Raw genomic sequence first — 14,702 nt, 5'->3', positions numbered from 1 at the left:
GTCAGTATTTTGGGTTTGGCAATCGGCTTTACGGCATTTTCGTTCACTATGTCGTGGATAAGGTACGAAATGGGATATGATAGCCATAATCCCGACAGGGACAGAATTTATATGGTTGCCAAAGTAGATGAAAAAAGAGCGGGTGGGTTATCAAATCTGGTGCCGGATGCTTTAGCGGGATACCTGAAAAAAACTTTTCCGGAAGTGGAAGCGGCCACAATGCTTTCTTATAATGACAAAATGAGGATAAAAGATTCATTGGTGTCTATACATTTGATTGAAACGGACATCTCTTTTTTCGAGGTTTTTTATCCCGAAATCACCGTCCGGTTTCCGGAACCATTGCCCGAAACCGGAATTTCTTTAGTTACATCAACTGATTATCAAATGTTGAAACAAAGTGGAATCCCCGATAGCTTACTGATTAATTACAAGATAATTCCCGAAAAAACGCTCCACAGCAATGTGGCATACGACCAAATCAATATCCGTCCATACAAACTTCCAGATGAAAGATATTCGCCGTGGGTATATCATTCAAAATCGGCATTTGTGCGCTTTTACGCCGGAATAGATATCAATGCCTTTCAACAGAAACTCGATAGCGTTAACGTAGAAAATTCAATGCAAGGAGTGATGTCTTACAAACTCATTCCGCTGAAAAAGGTGCATTACACCATACCCGATGCTAAAACAAACATCAAGTTTAACCATTTGCGTATATTTGCAGGAGTGGCGTTGCTGGTTATTCTTTGCGCGTTGTTCAATTACTTGATGTTGTTTATCAACCGGATAAAGATCAGAAGCCGAGAAATGGCGTTGCGGAAAGTAACAGGAAGCGGAACCGTACAGTTGTTGACTTTGCTGTTTTTCGAGTTTATACTTATTCTGTTTTTATCGGTGTTTATCGGTGGCGTGCTTACTGAATTGTTTTTTTCTGCTTTCACAAAACTGTCGCAAATTGAAGCTGCAAAAACCTATTTTGCACGTGAAATGATGCTGTATGCCATTGGACTTATCATCGTTTCGGGACTCTTCGCTTTCTTTCCTATCCACTATTTTATGAAACGTAGCGTTCGCGAAAATATTCAACCCGAAACGAGACAACACCTCGGTTTCAAAAACAGTTTTACGCTCATTAGCATTGGATTACAGCTTTTTATCGGCGTATTGCTTATTTTCTGCACATCGGTTTTTTTCCATCAGATGTGCCTTTTAAACCGTGCAGAGATTGGTTTTAACAGGCACAACATCAGTCAAGTGAATATGTGGGCATTGCACGATCCCATCCTTTTGGAAGAAGTAAAAAGCGTTTCGGGAGTGGAAGATGCCATCTATTTTCCGCAGGCTTTTTTGCCAAGCAGGAGTAGTGCTTCTACCCAGGTTTCGTTAGAAAAAGGAACGCCTTCTGAACGCATGCAGAATTTTGAATTGTTTAATGTGCAGTCGCCCGAATTTTTCGATTTCTTTGATATTAAATTGCTCCAAGGTCGTGCTATGAATGAAAACGAAACGCGTGTTTGCGTGATTAATGAAACCGCGAAAAGAATGATTGGAAAAGAAAATCCTATTGGCGAAAAACTAAATAGCCACTGGACAATTGTCGGCGTAATCCCCGATTTGCACGCTCAATCTCCTTTGTTACCCATTCAACCCACCCTATACCGAACACCACAAGATGCAGGCAATACAAATATGGCCGGAAACACAATTGCATATAAATATGCGAAAGATTTCCGCAAACAAACGGAACAAGCCATAGAAGAAATAGCAGGTAAGAAAGACAATATGCCCTACAATAGGGTACATTTCGAAAATATGGAAGAAGTCTATTCCGAATACACCAAATCTGAGCGTTGGCTACTCATTTTGTTGGGTATCATGACCGTCGTTGCCATCCTCATCGCCGTTTTCGGCATTTTTTCGATGATTACCTTGGCGTGCAGTCAACAGCGCAAGGAAATCGCCATTCGCAAGGTAAACGGTGCGAAGGCAAAAGAAATTCTGGCGTTGTTTTTTCGTCAATATTTCGTGGTAACGGTGACGGCGTGCTTGGTGGCGTTTCCCGTTGGTGTGTACGTGATGTTGCGATGGTTGGAACAGTACACTCGTAGGGTATCTATGGAATGGTGGCTTTTTGCCGGTGTGTTTGTGTTGGTGGCTGCCATTGTTTTTACCAGCATTATTTTCAGGGTATGGAAGGCGGCGAGCGAAAACCCGGCAGAGGAGGTGAAGTCGGAATAAATTTGATAATTTAAAGAAACATCTAGTAATCAAAAAGGAATGAAAATACTGACAACATCCGTTCGAATTTTAAATCGATTCCGGCTCTATTCCGTCATCAACGTGTTAGGGTTGACGCTCAGCTTGGCGTGTGTTATCACGGTATCGCGGTATGTGCATCAGGAAACCACGGTGAATCGGTTTATCGATGAGTTGGACAGGACGTACCTAACAACTATTGAACAGGAAAACCGTCCTAAACGATTGGGCGCCGCCGTAAACATCAATCGCCGTGAAGATTTTACCAGTCCGTTAGATGCCCCCTCGGTTGAGAAATCAACAGATTTTATCGCTTTTGATAATGAGCAAATTGGGGTAAAAAATCATCGTTACAGTGTGAATATTTTTGTCGTGGACAGTGCTTTTTTGCAAATTGTTCCTTATCCCATTGCGCTGGGGAGCAACAAGCTGCAGGCTCCGGAAGACGCGATTATTACATCGAAATTGGCAAAGCGACTTTTCGGAAACGAAAACCCCATCGGGCAGAAAATCAGTTACGTGTCGGGCGATTTGCTTAATGCGGTGGGCGTATGGCAATCCGGTTTATTCCCTCCGACCCACTGTGCCGGTAAAAATCGAAGGAGGAGAATACAAAAGTGTGGGCTACTTGAATATGTCGCAAAAACAGATGAAAATCTTTAACTACCAACTGCTCGAAGGGCGCTTGTGGGATTCAACCGATGTGTCCATTCAATATCGGTTCATCATCAACGAAACGGCAAAAAAACAGTTCAACATAACCGATATTCACACCGCATATCTGCAACCAGAACATCGGCTTTGGTATGCACAAGGCGATATGAGCGTTAATCCCGCCTACGAAATTGTGGGCGTAATAAAGGATTTTAATACCGGACATTTGTCCAACCCAACCCTTCCGGTGGTTATTGTATATCAGGAAGAATATATGAAAGAAGAAAATTTGATTGCTAAAATTGCTCCTGGGAAACAGCAAGAAGCTATAGAGTTTCTCCAAAAACTCAACACGGAACTTTATGGCGATGCCGAATTTACATATACGTTTATGGAAGATGAAATAGCGGCATTGTATGCAGACGACAAATGTATAATCCGTATATATACAGCGTTTTCGTTAATCGCCATTTTCATCTCCTGCTTAGGCTTATTTGCCCTTTCGCTGTTCGATATCCGTCAGCGATACCGTGAAATAGCGCTGCGAAAAATCAACGGTGCCAAACCCAACGACATTATGCGCCTGTTGCTGAAAAAATACGCGTATCTGCTTGGCGCGGCGTTTGCGGTTGCCGTTCCCGTTTCGTATGGGGTAATTAGCCGATATATGGAAAGTTTCGCGCATCGGACGGCAATTTCGTGGTGGCTGTTCGTGGTTTCGGCAATTGTGGTAACCGCCGTGTCGCTACTCACGCTTATGTGGCAGGTGCGGCGGGCAATGAAGATTAATCCGGCAAGCGCGATAAAAGTGGAATAAAATAATATGCCAATAACTAGACATCAGAAAACAGATTTTTTGTGCAACGTGGCGCCTTTGTGTCTTAGTGGCAAAAAACAAAACAATAAAATAAAAACAACAGCCAATAATTCCACCAAAAAGTCTTTACTTTACTCTTGGTTCTTGGCTCTAAAATCTCAAAAAAAATGATTAAAACAGAAAACTTACTAAAAATCTTCCGCACGGAAGAAGTGGAAACCTGGGCATTGTCCGATGTGGATATAGAAATCAACGAAGGCGAATTTGTCGCCATTATGGGGCCGTCGGGCTGCGGAAAAACCACGTTGCTCAATATTTTGGGCTTACTGGACAATCCCACGTCGGGACATTATTTCCTCAACGGAACCGACGTGTCGAAATTTACCGAAAACGAGCGGACAAGCCTTCGCAAAGGCGTTATCGGCTTCGTGTTCCAGAGCTTCAACCTCATCGAAGAACTCAACGTGTATGAAAACATCGAGCTTCCGCTCCTCTACATGAAAATCCCTGCTGCCCAACGCAAGCAAAGGGTAAAAAAGGCTATGAACCGGATGGCTATTTCTCATCGTGAGAAACATTTTCCACAGCAACTTTCGGGCGGACAACAACAACGCGTTGCCATTGCCCGCGCCGTGGTAGCCAATCCCAAACTCATCCTTGCCGACGAACCCACGGGTAACTTAGACAGTAAAAACGGCGCCGAGGTAATGAGCCTGCTTACCGAACTCAATAAGGAGGGAACCACAATTGTGATGGTTACACACAGTCAGCACGATGCCGGTTATGCCGACCGCATAATTAAATTGTTTGATGGAAAAGTGGTACCGGAGGTGGTGCTGTAGTTGTTATCAAGTAGCTATAGCACTAAATGCTAGAGCTACTTAGAATTCTAAATATCAATATTATCATGAAGTCAAAAACAATTCTTATCCTTTTGCTTATCGCCGTGGCAATATCGGTGCAAGCGCAAGACAATACTAAAAAGTTAAAAGAAATTCGCGTTGACCTTGTTCAGCTCGATACAATAACGGCGCAAGCGAAAAAAACGGAGCCACTTATTCTGCAAGGGCAAATAACCAACAGTCCGGAAAAAGAACTCTATCTTTTCACCGACAGCGTGGGTAAGTATAAACCCGACACCCTGCGGCTCGATAATGAGGGACGCTTTTACTTGAAAACCTACAATGCAATCAATCCCCAAAAGGTAAGTATTCAAAACAAGCGAACCCAATTAAACAACATATATGTCGCGCCCGGTTACAACCTGACCATCACTGCCGATGCTTCCGACTTTCCTACCTTGATGGAAACCACTCAGATTACCGGGAAAGGAGCGGAAAGCAACCGGTATCGGGAACTTTACCTCAAAGAATACATCCGCCGGAAAGAGGCTGACAACTGGTACGAATTTACCGATGAAGCCAAATTCTCAAGTTACCTGGAAGCTGAAAAACAGTTGACCGACTCCATAGAAAAGGTAGCCTTCGGCAAGGCGGTCGGCAACGACCCGTATTTCTCCCACTTTGAGGAAATGACCCGCTTGGACAATTTGTTTCTGCACGAGTACAAAAAAATAGCCTTTACAAAGCTTACGGGAATGAATGCCAGGCAGGCGCGTGAATTTGTAGAAAAACTGGCTGACGCAACGTTGATCAAAGATATCAACAACGAAGCCTATTTCATCTCGGAGAATTACAAAGGATGGTATGTGAATGAATACCTTGATTATCTTCTGAAACTCGATTATGATAAAGATTCCACGTTGCTTGCCAACAACTTCTACAACATTGAAAAAATTAATCAAACCCTCAAGGGGAAAATACGTGAACACACCCTGTACAACAAACTGATAGGAAAAATTCATTATGCCACGGGAAATTTTCAGCAACTGAATGAAACCCGGGAAAAAGCGCGTCCGTATGTGGCTTCCTTGGAAAACCGATATTTCAGGCAAGCCATCGAAAACGCGTTTGCGGAGAAAGAGAAGCTGCTTTATCGTACGCAGAAAGGACAGCCCGCCCCACCGTTTGCGCTCAAAAGCGACAATGATATGACGTACAGTCTAAGCGATTTCAAGGGGAAAGTGATTTACCTGGATTTGTGGGCGAGCTGGTGCGCACCGTGCCGCGCTCAAATTCCGGACCTGAAGAAGATTTACGACACCTATAAAAACGATGACTGAATCGAAATCATCGGAATAGCCGTGAATGACGGTAAAAAAGAATGGCTGAGCACCATCAAGAAAGACACGCCGCAATGGTTGCAACTATACGATGAAAATGGAGCCGTGCATCGTTCTTACAATGCCATTGCCATTCCCAAGTATGTGTTGATCGACAAAAACGGGAACATCGTCGATTTTGACGCGCCTCGTCCGTCGGATTACGAAAAGTTGATATCGGAAATTAATAAATTGTTAGAAGAAAAATAATGATGAACCCAAAAACACTCCTTACCTTTTTGCTGGTTGCCGCGGCAATATCGTTGCAGGCACAAATAAAAACAGTAGATTTACCTCATGCGGCATTCGCCAACAACCGTGCGCTGGAAATCTCCAAAGTAACGTTATCGGACACCACAACGGTACTTGACGTGGAAGCTTTTTTTACACCCGGCTATTGGATAAAAATAGCATCCGATACTTATCTGCTTGCCGATGGTAAAAAGTATATGGTTCGCAGCGGTGACGGCATCGAACTCGATTCGCTGTTCTGGATGCCAAAATCGGGCGAAGCATCGTTTAAACTCATGTTTGAACCGCTACCCCAAAATACCCGCACGTTCGATTTTATCGAGAGCGATTGTAATGATTGCTTTAAAATATATGGCGTTGATTTGGTGAACAAACGCATACAACTTCCTGAAATTCCGGCAGAATTTAGACAAAAACATCGGGCAGAAAATAATTTTCAGGCTCAATTACAGAAAGGCGAAGCCCTTGTGAGCGGAAAAATAATGGCTTATGCGCCCACACACGAAAAATATACACTCTATTATTTAAATCCGATAACGGGTACCGAAAAAAACGAACCGGTTACGATAAATAGTGACGGCTCTTTTTCCGCATCTATAACCGTCGATAGCCCGACGCTGGTTTTATTGACAGACCGTAAACTTTTTACCGTTCCCATTCGGGTTGCACCCGGTCAGGAATCGAAGGTATGGGTAAACTTTCCTGAAATCTATCGTGCCGGATCGCGTCTGTTAAAGGAAGAGTTATCGTATGGAAATAAAGCTTATTATTCCGGTTATTTGGCAGAACTCAATACCGATCTGAGCCACAAAAATATATCCAACCTGATTGAGGGAGATTTCAGAAATGAGATTGCCGATATGGATGTGTACCAGTTCAAGGATTTTATGATTACGAAATACAACGAAGCCGTTGAATACAATAACAATCTCAATATCAGTTTGCTGGCGAAGAAAATTGCCAATTATGAGATGGCATACAAATTAGTAAACTTTCTTTCAATGGCAGATTATGTTGTTATCGATGCCTATGCCTTTAAACATGGCGTAACGTTTGAAGATGCAAGAAAAATCAAAAATCCTGCACAGTTTACCGACGATTTCAATGACTTTTACCGGATGATCCCCTATGATGATCCCGATGTGCTTCTGGTTCGAAACATCGGACATTTCATTCGCAGCTTACTGTATGCAAAAGAAAATTTAAACGACCCATTGGTAGTCATACGGTATCTCTCTGAAAATAAAAAGGTATCCCTGGAAGACCGTCAATTTTTCAAAGATTACATTTCGGCACAGGAAAAAGGGGAAAAGTTTGAAAAAGCTTCTTCCATCGGTTCGGTATTCAATAAATATCAGAACATTGCCAACAAATTTATGAAAACCCAATCGGGCGAAGGATTCCTTTCTAAAATATGGAATACCAACAATGCATTTTTATTCAAGTTGATGAGGTCGCAACAGTTATGTTCAGCGTTGCAGGACTTCAATCCACTTACCGATGAACAAAAATCCGAACTCACCACCCTGCCCCCGTTGATTCGGGAAGTTATCCTAAAAGAAAATGAAGATTTGCTGGCAAAAATAGAAGAAAACAAAAAGAAAACCGGATATACCGTTTTAAATCCGCCTGCCAATGTGGATGAGCAACTGTTTCTCGAATTGATGAAACCCTTTAAAGGAAAAGTTGCACTGGTAGATGTTTGGGCAACCTGGTGCGGGCCGTGCCGAGCGGCACATGCCGAAATGAATCCGATGAAAGCGCAGTTTGCCGATAAAGATGTGGTGTTTTTATATCTCGCGGGCGAAGACTCTCCCGAAAACACGTGGAAAAATATGATTGCCGATATCCACGGTTCGCATTACCGCTTGAATCAGGCACAATGGGAGTATATTTATAAAACCCTGAATGTAAGAGGAGTCCCGACCTATCTGATATTAGACAGAGAAGGAAATCAAACATATTACACCACCGGTTTCCCAGGCGTGGATACAATGAAAAATGAATTGAACAAAGCGTTAGATAAAAAATAAGAGCCACCAATTACCACGCCGCTTTAGCGCGCGGATAAAACAAACCGGATATCCGGCCTTAGCCGAAGTTTATTTTCTCTTTATTGAATGTCTCCGATATTCGGGATAAGTTTGGCTAAAGCCCTTTTTAGAGTACTTTTACATCCACGACTTAAAAGTCGTGGCAACAGATATAAATTATTGAATAATAATGAACCCAAAAACAATCCTCTTCCTCTTCCTCTCCCTTATTCTCTCTACCTGCCAACGGCAGAAAGAGGACGGAATGCCGCCCATATTTACCGGGGAGAAAACAGACCAGGGCGAGAAAGCCATTATTACCGGGAAAATAATCAATCTGGATGTCTATCCACACGTTAAAAAGCTCGAAATAAAACTGCTCGATTTCTACGGAAATGAAACCACGCACACCTCGCCCCTTACCGAAGACGGGATGTTCCGTTTCGAAATTTACCCCATCACCACCCGCGAAATATCGTTTGTTCCCGTGGAAGACCGCATCGTTATCGCTCCGGGTGACAGTTTGTATATCGAAAAAGATTTTCGGAACATCTCTCATACTGTTTTCGGGGGCACTACTGCCGAACTGAACAAGCATATCAACGCCTTCCGAAATCAATATTTGGGACGATACTCCCAACCTTATGAACTGCTATTTTCGGATTACAGGGCGGAAACCAATAAGCAATACAACGAGACTTTGCAAAAGCTCGCCACGTTTCAGCAAAAACACAACACACCGGAAACGTTTAACACGTGGGCAAAAAAGCAGGTGGCATTGGATTATTACCAGGCGTTGTTCACATATCCTTACCAGCACGCCATTCGAACAAAAAAGGAACTGACAAGAGAGGAGCGAGAGAAGTATTACGATTTCGTGAAAGAATTTGAGAAAGAAGTGGATAATTCGATGATGATGGCTGATTATATTGGAACGGTCAGTTTGTTTTCGAGATACAAAGTAGAAGAAAGTAACCCCGAATTATTTAAGAAAGAGAACGCGAATATGTCGTGGGACGGAATGTTGGAAAAGATGAAATCTAGTTCTGAAAACAACTACCTCTCGCAATTAGCCTCTGCCATTTTTGTTAGTAACTTCTACCTCACCGCTCACAAAACGGATTGGATCGACAGCAACCGCGTAATGATAAACAAAACAATTACCGACCCGTTCCTACGAACCACGCTCAACAACCAATACAATCAGGTAAAAGCCTACAATGCCAATCCGCGCGTTTATTCCGATGCCGTTTTAGGACGAAACGCCATTGAATTGCACGGAAGCGGTTCGCTGATAACTGACTCTGCTAACATTGTAAAACACATTCTCGATTCCAATCCGGGGAAGGTGGTGTATGTGGATATCGGTGCGACGTGGTGCAGGCCGTGCATGAGGCAAATACCGTACAGCAAAACCCTTCACGAAGAACTTGCCGACAAACCCATTGTGTTTGTTTATTTGTGGCTGGACAGTGAAACCGAACGCGGAAAAAACATCATTGCAAGTCTCGACCTTCCCGGCATTCACATAGCCCTTACCGATAAAGAGTGGCAAGACATCGTAAAACGTTTCAACACGGGAAGCAGCGTCCCTTATTTCCTGCTTTTCGATAAATGCGGTGTAATGGTGGATTTTGGCAACCACATACTTCCGTCTTTACCGGAAACCAAGGTGGCGATTGAGAAGTTGTTGGAAAAATAAAAAAGTAGCTGCTGCTTAAAGAAATTGTAGTATCTCAAAAGTCATTCATTAAGCTTTAGAAAAAATTATTAACCGATTATGTTTTGAAATAAACTTGACACTAGGATATTATAATACGATGTTACGGTATTGTGATGTTATGATATGCAAGTTAGTACATACACCAGTTAGTCGATGTACAAGTACAGAGCTAAACAAATGTAAATATGTCGATATGTACATATATTGAATAGTTGTACAAACTTTACAGCTGTGTTGCTACTACACTTCATCCCTGTTCGCAAATAAACATCTTTGCATCTCTATCCCTACCTTTCATCCTATTTGACCAGGTGTCCCAGTTTTCAGGTTAAATGGATAATTTCGTGCTGAAGTGTGAAACAGTTCCTTTAACAGTTATTCTTGCCATAATAGGCATTGTTCCGTCTTTTTTAGAAGCTGCTTTTTAAGAAAAAAGCGTGGAAAAGTTGTTCTCATAATTCCTCATTTTTAAGTTACTAATTAATTACAAAATTATAGCATAATTGAATAATTAGCGCAGCTTTTAGCACGCCATAAAGCGCCAATAAAGAGTCACTTACAGCCAAATCGCGACTTATTTGGCTCATTTTGGAGTAGGTTACGAATAGGTTACTTTTCAGGTGTAGTTTATGGCTTGTTTGCGGCTTTTTCATGACCTGTAAGCAAGAGGATATATAAAATAAAAAATCCTGTAGATGAGATTCTTACAGGATTTTATTTATTTTTTGTTGACTTTTTTAAGCCTTTTTCGCGGAAGCGGGGGGATTCGAACCCCCGGTACAGTTACCCGTACGGCAGTTTAGCAAACTGCTGGTTTCAGCCACTCACCCACACTTCCTTATGAATTTTTGCTAAAATCGGATGCAAATATACAAGTTTGTTTTTAACTTGTCAAAGAAAATGTGATATTTTAAAGCGAATCTTTCTACATTTGTTCCTGTTTTCATGTCTCACTATATAAAAGATGAAACTTCCGTGTGAAGCGATGTTACAAAAGACAAATTTATTTGGATTATTATATCGGGTAAAACAGTGCAATAAAAATTGAACAAGTGAAGAAAAAGAAAAAAAACAGGCTTCTGCCATGGATCACCGGCGTTCTGCTGCTGCTTGTCATTTCAACAAGCGTCTATGCATACAATCTTATCTTTAAACCGTTTTCATTATCAGAAACGGCTTACATCTATATAGACCAGGACAAGAACTATGAAAAAGTGGTTGATCAGCTAAAAGCAAAAGCGGGGCTGCCGTCGGAACATATATTCCGGCTACTGGCAGAGAGAATGAATCTTGCGAACAGAATAAAAACCGGAAGATACGCCATAAAGGATGGCATGACCATGCCGGATGTGATACGACTTTTGCGGTCGGGAAATCAAACGCCCGTGAATCTTACTTTTAACAACATGCGTACCAGCGAAAATCTGGCTGGGAGAATCTCCCAACAATTGATGATAGACAGCCTAAAACTGTTGAATGCCCTTAATGATACTGCAAACGCCAAAAAATATGGGTTTAACGAATACACGTTTATTTCGATGTTTATTCCAAACACCTACGAAGTGTACTGGGATACGGGTATTGAAAATCTTCTGGACCGGATGAAGAGGGAGTATGGCGCTTTTTGGGACGAAGAACGAAGATGCAAAGCAGAAAAAATCGGACTTACACCATTAGAGGCATCGATACTTGCTTCCATAGTGGAGGAGGAAGCTACTTATACAGATGAATATCCGGTTGTGGCAGGACTATATCTGAACAGACTAAAAAAGGGGATGAACCTTGAAGCCGACCCGACAGTAAAGTTTGCCGTTGGCGATTTCACCCTGCGTCGCATTTTATATAAACACCTGGAAACAGATTCGCCTTACAATACCTATAGGAACTCCGGCCTGCCGCCGGGTCCGATCAGGATACCGTCCATAGCAGCAATAGATGCGACATTATCACCTCAGCAACACAAGTATCTGTTTATGTGTGCAAAAAACGATCTCTCGGGCCGTCACAACTTCGCAGTTACTCATGCCGAACATACACGCAATGCAGCAGCGTACCAAAAGGCTCTGAATGAAAGAAAAATCTATTAGAATGCAGTTTTATGAATTGCCGGGCACTCGGATAAAGCCCTGAATAATTAAAGGAACCATTTAAATCCAATCCCGGAAAGGACAATGGTTTCATTTGAGGCATACAAGCTCAAATAAATAAAAATTATAAACAGAACAGGGTTTGACAAGGCAAAGTTTTAGGAGAGAAATACCGATACAACTATCTAATATTTTTCAACCTTTTCTTCACTGACTCTTTATCCTGATGAATTTGTGCAACCAGCTCCTCAATGGTATCAAACTTCTCATCGGCTCTGATAAAATCTATAAATTCAACCGCCATCGACTGATCGTAAAGATTCGCTTCGAAATCAAAAATATTTACCTCCACGCTTGTTTCAGTGTCTGCATGAAGCGTTGGACGAGTCCCAATATATAACATACCCGGATATATTATATCTCGAAGATGAACCTGGACAGCATACACACCCAGTTCAGGCAACACCTTATAACGCTCCCATACACATATATTTGCTGTAGGGAAGCCAATAGTACGGCCTACCTGATAACCCTCCACTATTTTTCCCGACAACCTGTAATTATAAGACAATAGCAGATTCGCCTCCTTTATTTTTCCTACTTTTAACAACCTTCGGATTCTAGATGAGCTGACATCGCTCTCCCCATATTGAAGTTCGGCAGCCTTAATAACATTTATTCCCAGCTCACTCCCATATCGCTGATATTGGGTATAACCATCCTCCCTGTTATGCCCAAAACGATGGTCGTAACCCACAAACAGCGTATCTACATGAAGTTTCTCCTTAAGTACCTTTTGCATGAAATCTTTGGCAGAAAGCTCCGATAGTTCAATCGTAAAGGGCAGGCTGATACAATAATCTATACCTGTTGTAGCAAGCTGCTCCAATTTTTCTTCAAATCCACAAAGAAGAGCTGGTTGAAAATCTTTTTGTAGCACTTTGCGTGGATGTACTGGAAAAGTGATAACCGCCGATGGTAAATTTCGATTCCGGGCTTCGGCTTTCACCTGATTTATAAGATGTCTGTGCCCGATATGTACACCATCAAAAAAACCTACAGTTGCCACATATGATAAATCGGCAATCTCTTTCTCTACAGCTAAATCGATGAATTTCAAAATCTAATGAATAATTTGTTAAACTGTGCCTGTATAAAACACAAATCTAGTGACTTTAGTTTAAAAACAGCTGGAAAATAGTTTTATATCTGATAAATTCAATTACTTCTGTAAAAAAAGAAGAATTTATATGCATATTGTCGTTTTTAAGCAGAAAATCATATCTTTGCATAGAATTAAATGTTTAATCCTATAAAAAAGAAAACATGCAAACTAAAGTTATTTTAATTACTGCGATTGTGATGGCTACTTTAACTACTGCTTGCACCGGCGTGGCAAAACACAACACCCTTACACAACAGGAGATTGCCGATGGATGGGAGCTTCTGTTCGATGGTGAAACACTCAACGGATGGCGGGACTACAATGGCGAAAGCCTTACTGCACCATGGTTTGCCGAAGAAGGCATGATACAGGCCAAAGGCGAAGGTGCTGACGAACACGGTTATATTGTTACCGAAAAAACTTATGAGAATTTTGAATTGGTTTGGGACTGGAAAATTGCAGATGGTGGAAACAGCGGTGTACTCTACCATGTGGTTGAAAATCAGAAATTCACCGTCCCCTACATTACAGGACCTGAATATCAGCTTATAGATGATCTTGGTTTCCCCGATCCTCTTGAAGATTGGCAAAAGACGGCTGCAGACTATGCCATGCATACCACAGATCCGGCTAAAACAGTTATCAAGCCTGCAGGAGAATGGAACAGCTCGAAGATTGTTTTCGACAATGGCCATGTGGAACATTGGCTTAACGGAGAAAAGGTAGTTGAATTCGAAGCATGGACTGACGATTGGTTTGAGCGCAAGAACAGTGGAAAATGGGAAAATGCGCCCGAGTACGGCCTGGCACAAAAAGGTGTTATCTGCCTGCAGGACCACGGATCGGCAGCCTGGTTCCGCAATGTAAAGATAAAAGAGTTGCCCCGAAAGACAAGGGAAGTAACCCTGTTCAACGGTACCGATCTACACGGATGGGAAGTATACGGAACCGAAAAATGGTATGTTGAGGACGGCCTGTTGATATGTGAAAGTGGCCCCGATAAGCAGTACGGATATCTGGCAACGCGCGAATATTACGACGATTTTGATTTAACAGTCGAGTTTAAACAGGAAGCCGATGGCAATTCGGGCATTTTCTTCCGTTCATTCATTGAGCCAGTAGCAATTGTTAACGGCTGGCAGGTGGAGGTGGCTCCGAAGGGTCATGACACCGGTGGAATCTATGAATCTTACGGGCGTGGGTGGCTGGTACAGATTCCCGATGAAAAAGAGGAAATTTTGAAAGAGGGAGACTGGAACACAATGCGTATCGTTGTAAAAGGAGATAATGTAAAGACCTATCTCAATGATGAGGAAATGGTTGATTTGACTGATGAGAAAATTGGCAAAGCACAGGGCCGCATAGCTCTTCAGATCCACGACGGAGGTGGTATAAAGGTTTTGTGGAGAAATTTGAAACTACAGACACTCTAACCCTTAAATAATACAACCATAAGCCCTGTCAATCCGGCGGGGCTTTTTACTTTCT

General features: G+C 42.2%; 11 protein-coding genes, 1 tRNA gene and 1 pseudogene. 10 read left to right on the top strand and 3 right to left on the bottom strand.

What is annotated here, in order from left to right:
- Positions 1 to 9: 9 nt before the first annotated feature.
- From KDN43_RS06500 to KDN43_RS06465, 8 genes are all read left to right on the top strand, one after another.
- Positions 10 to 2,244: an FtsX-like permease family protein gene (locus KDN43_RS06500; protein ID WP_238868916.1), complete on the top strand. Its 2,235-nt coding sequence runs from the start codon at positions 10 to 12 to the stop codon at positions 2,242 to 2,244.
- A 39-nt stretch (positions 2,245 to 2,283) separates the two neighbouring features.
- Complete coding sequence (locus KDN43_RS06495; RefSeq protein WP_238868914.1) at positions 2,284 to 2,925, top strand: ABC transporter permease; 642 nt, start codon at positions 2,284 to 2,286, stop codon at positions 2,923 to 2,925.
- Positions 2,912 to 3,733 carry an ABC transporter permease gene (locus KDN43_RS06490; protein ID WP_238868912.1) on the top strand — a complete coding sequence of 274 codons (822 nt, stop codon included), beginning with the start codon at positions 2,912 to 2,914 and terminating at the stop codon, positions 3,731 to 3,733. The genes KDN43_RS06495 and KDN43_RS06490 overlap by 14 nt, the downstream gene beginning before the upstream one ends.
- 167 nt (positions 3,734 to 3,900) lie before the next feature.
- Positions 3,901 to 4,575, top strand: coding sequence for an ABC transporter ATP-binding protein (locus tag KDN43_RS06485; protein WP_238869421.1), 675 nt, complete (start codon positions 3,901 to 3,903; stop codon positions 4,573 to 4,575).
- A 65-nt stretch (positions 4,576 to 4,640) separates the two neighbouring features.
- On the top strand, positions 4,641 to 5,915 hold the full coding sequence (locus KDN43_RS06480; protein ID WP_238868911.1) for a redoxin family protein: 1,275 nt from the start codon (positions 4,641 to 4,643) through the stop codon (positions 5,913 to 5,915).
- Between the two features lie 21 nt (positions 5,916 to 5,936).
- Positions 5,937 to 6,164 (top strand): TlpA family protein disulfide reductase, encoded by a 228-nt coding sequence (locus KDN43_RS06475; protein ID WP_238868909.1) that lies wholly within the window; start codon positions 5,937 to 5,939, stop codon positions 6,162 to 6,164.
- A complete protein-coding gene (locus tag KDN43_RS06470) occupies positions 6,164 to 8,239 on the top strand; it encodes a TlpA family protein disulfide reductase (RefSeq protein ID WP_238868908.1) in 2,076 nt (691 codons plus the stop codon). The genes KDN43_RS06475 and KDN43_RS06470 overlap by 1 nt, the downstream gene beginning before the upstream one ends.
- 190 nt (positions 8,240 to 8,429) lie before the next feature.
- Positions 8,430 to 9,941 (top strand): TlpA family protein disulfide reductase, encoded by a 1,512-nt coding sequence (locus tag KDN43_RS06465; protein ID WP_238868906.1) that lies wholly within the window; start codon positions 8,430 to 8,432, stop codon positions 9,939 to 9,941.
- A 349-nt stretch (positions 9,942 to 10,290) separates the two neighbouring features.
- On the opposite strand, the pseudogene KDN43_RS16505 reads toward KDN43_RS06465, so the two are convergent.
- Positions 10,291 to 10,365: pseudogene (locus tag KDN43_RS16505) on the bottom strand (Arm DNA-binding domain-containing protein); the annotation flags it as partial.
- 348 nt (positions 10,366 to 10,713) lie between these two features.
- Positions 10,714 to 10,800 (bottom strand) — tRNA-Ser (locus KDN43_RS06460).
- A 205-nt stretch (positions 10,801 to 11,005) separates the two neighbouring features.
- Here KDN43_RS06460 and mltG point away from each other — a divergent pair.
- Positions 11,006 to 12,049 (top strand): endolytic transglycosylase MltG, encoded by a 1,044-nt coding sequence (gene mltG, locus KDN43_RS06455; RefSeq protein ID WP_238869420.1) that lies wholly within the window; start codon positions 11,006 to 11,008, stop codon positions 12,047 to 12,049.
- 181 nt (positions 12,050 to 12,230) lie between these two features.
- Here mltG and KDN43_RS06450 read toward each other — a convergent pair whose 3' ends face one another.
- Positions 12,231 to 13,169, bottom strand: a complete 939-nt coding sequence (locus KDN43_RS06450) for a bifunctional riboflavin kinase/FAD synthetase (protein WP_407681785.1) — start codon at positions 13,167 to 13,169, stop codon at positions 12,231 to 12,233.
- Positions 13,170 to 13,411: 242 nt separating this feature from the next.
- Here KDN43_RS06450 and KDN43_RS06445 point away from each other — a divergent pair, with 242 nt between their 5' ends.
- On the top strand, positions 13,412 to 14,647 hold the full coding sequence (locus tag KDN43_RS06445) for a 3-keto-disaccharide hydrolase (RefSeq protein WP_238869418.1): 1,236 nt from the start codon (positions 13,412 to 13,414) through the stop codon (positions 14,645 to 14,647).
- Positions 14,648 to 14,702: the final 55 nt, after the last annotated feature.

The sequence above is a fragment of the Proteiniphilum propionicum genome (assembly GCF_022267555.1).
Lineage (GTDB): Bacteria > Bacteroidota > Bacteroidia > Bacteroidales > Dysgonomonadaceae > Proteiniphilum > Proteiniphilum propionicum.
The sequence above is the reverse complement of the archived record's forward strand: the minus strand, read 5'-3'. Positions and strand labels throughout refer to the sequence as shown.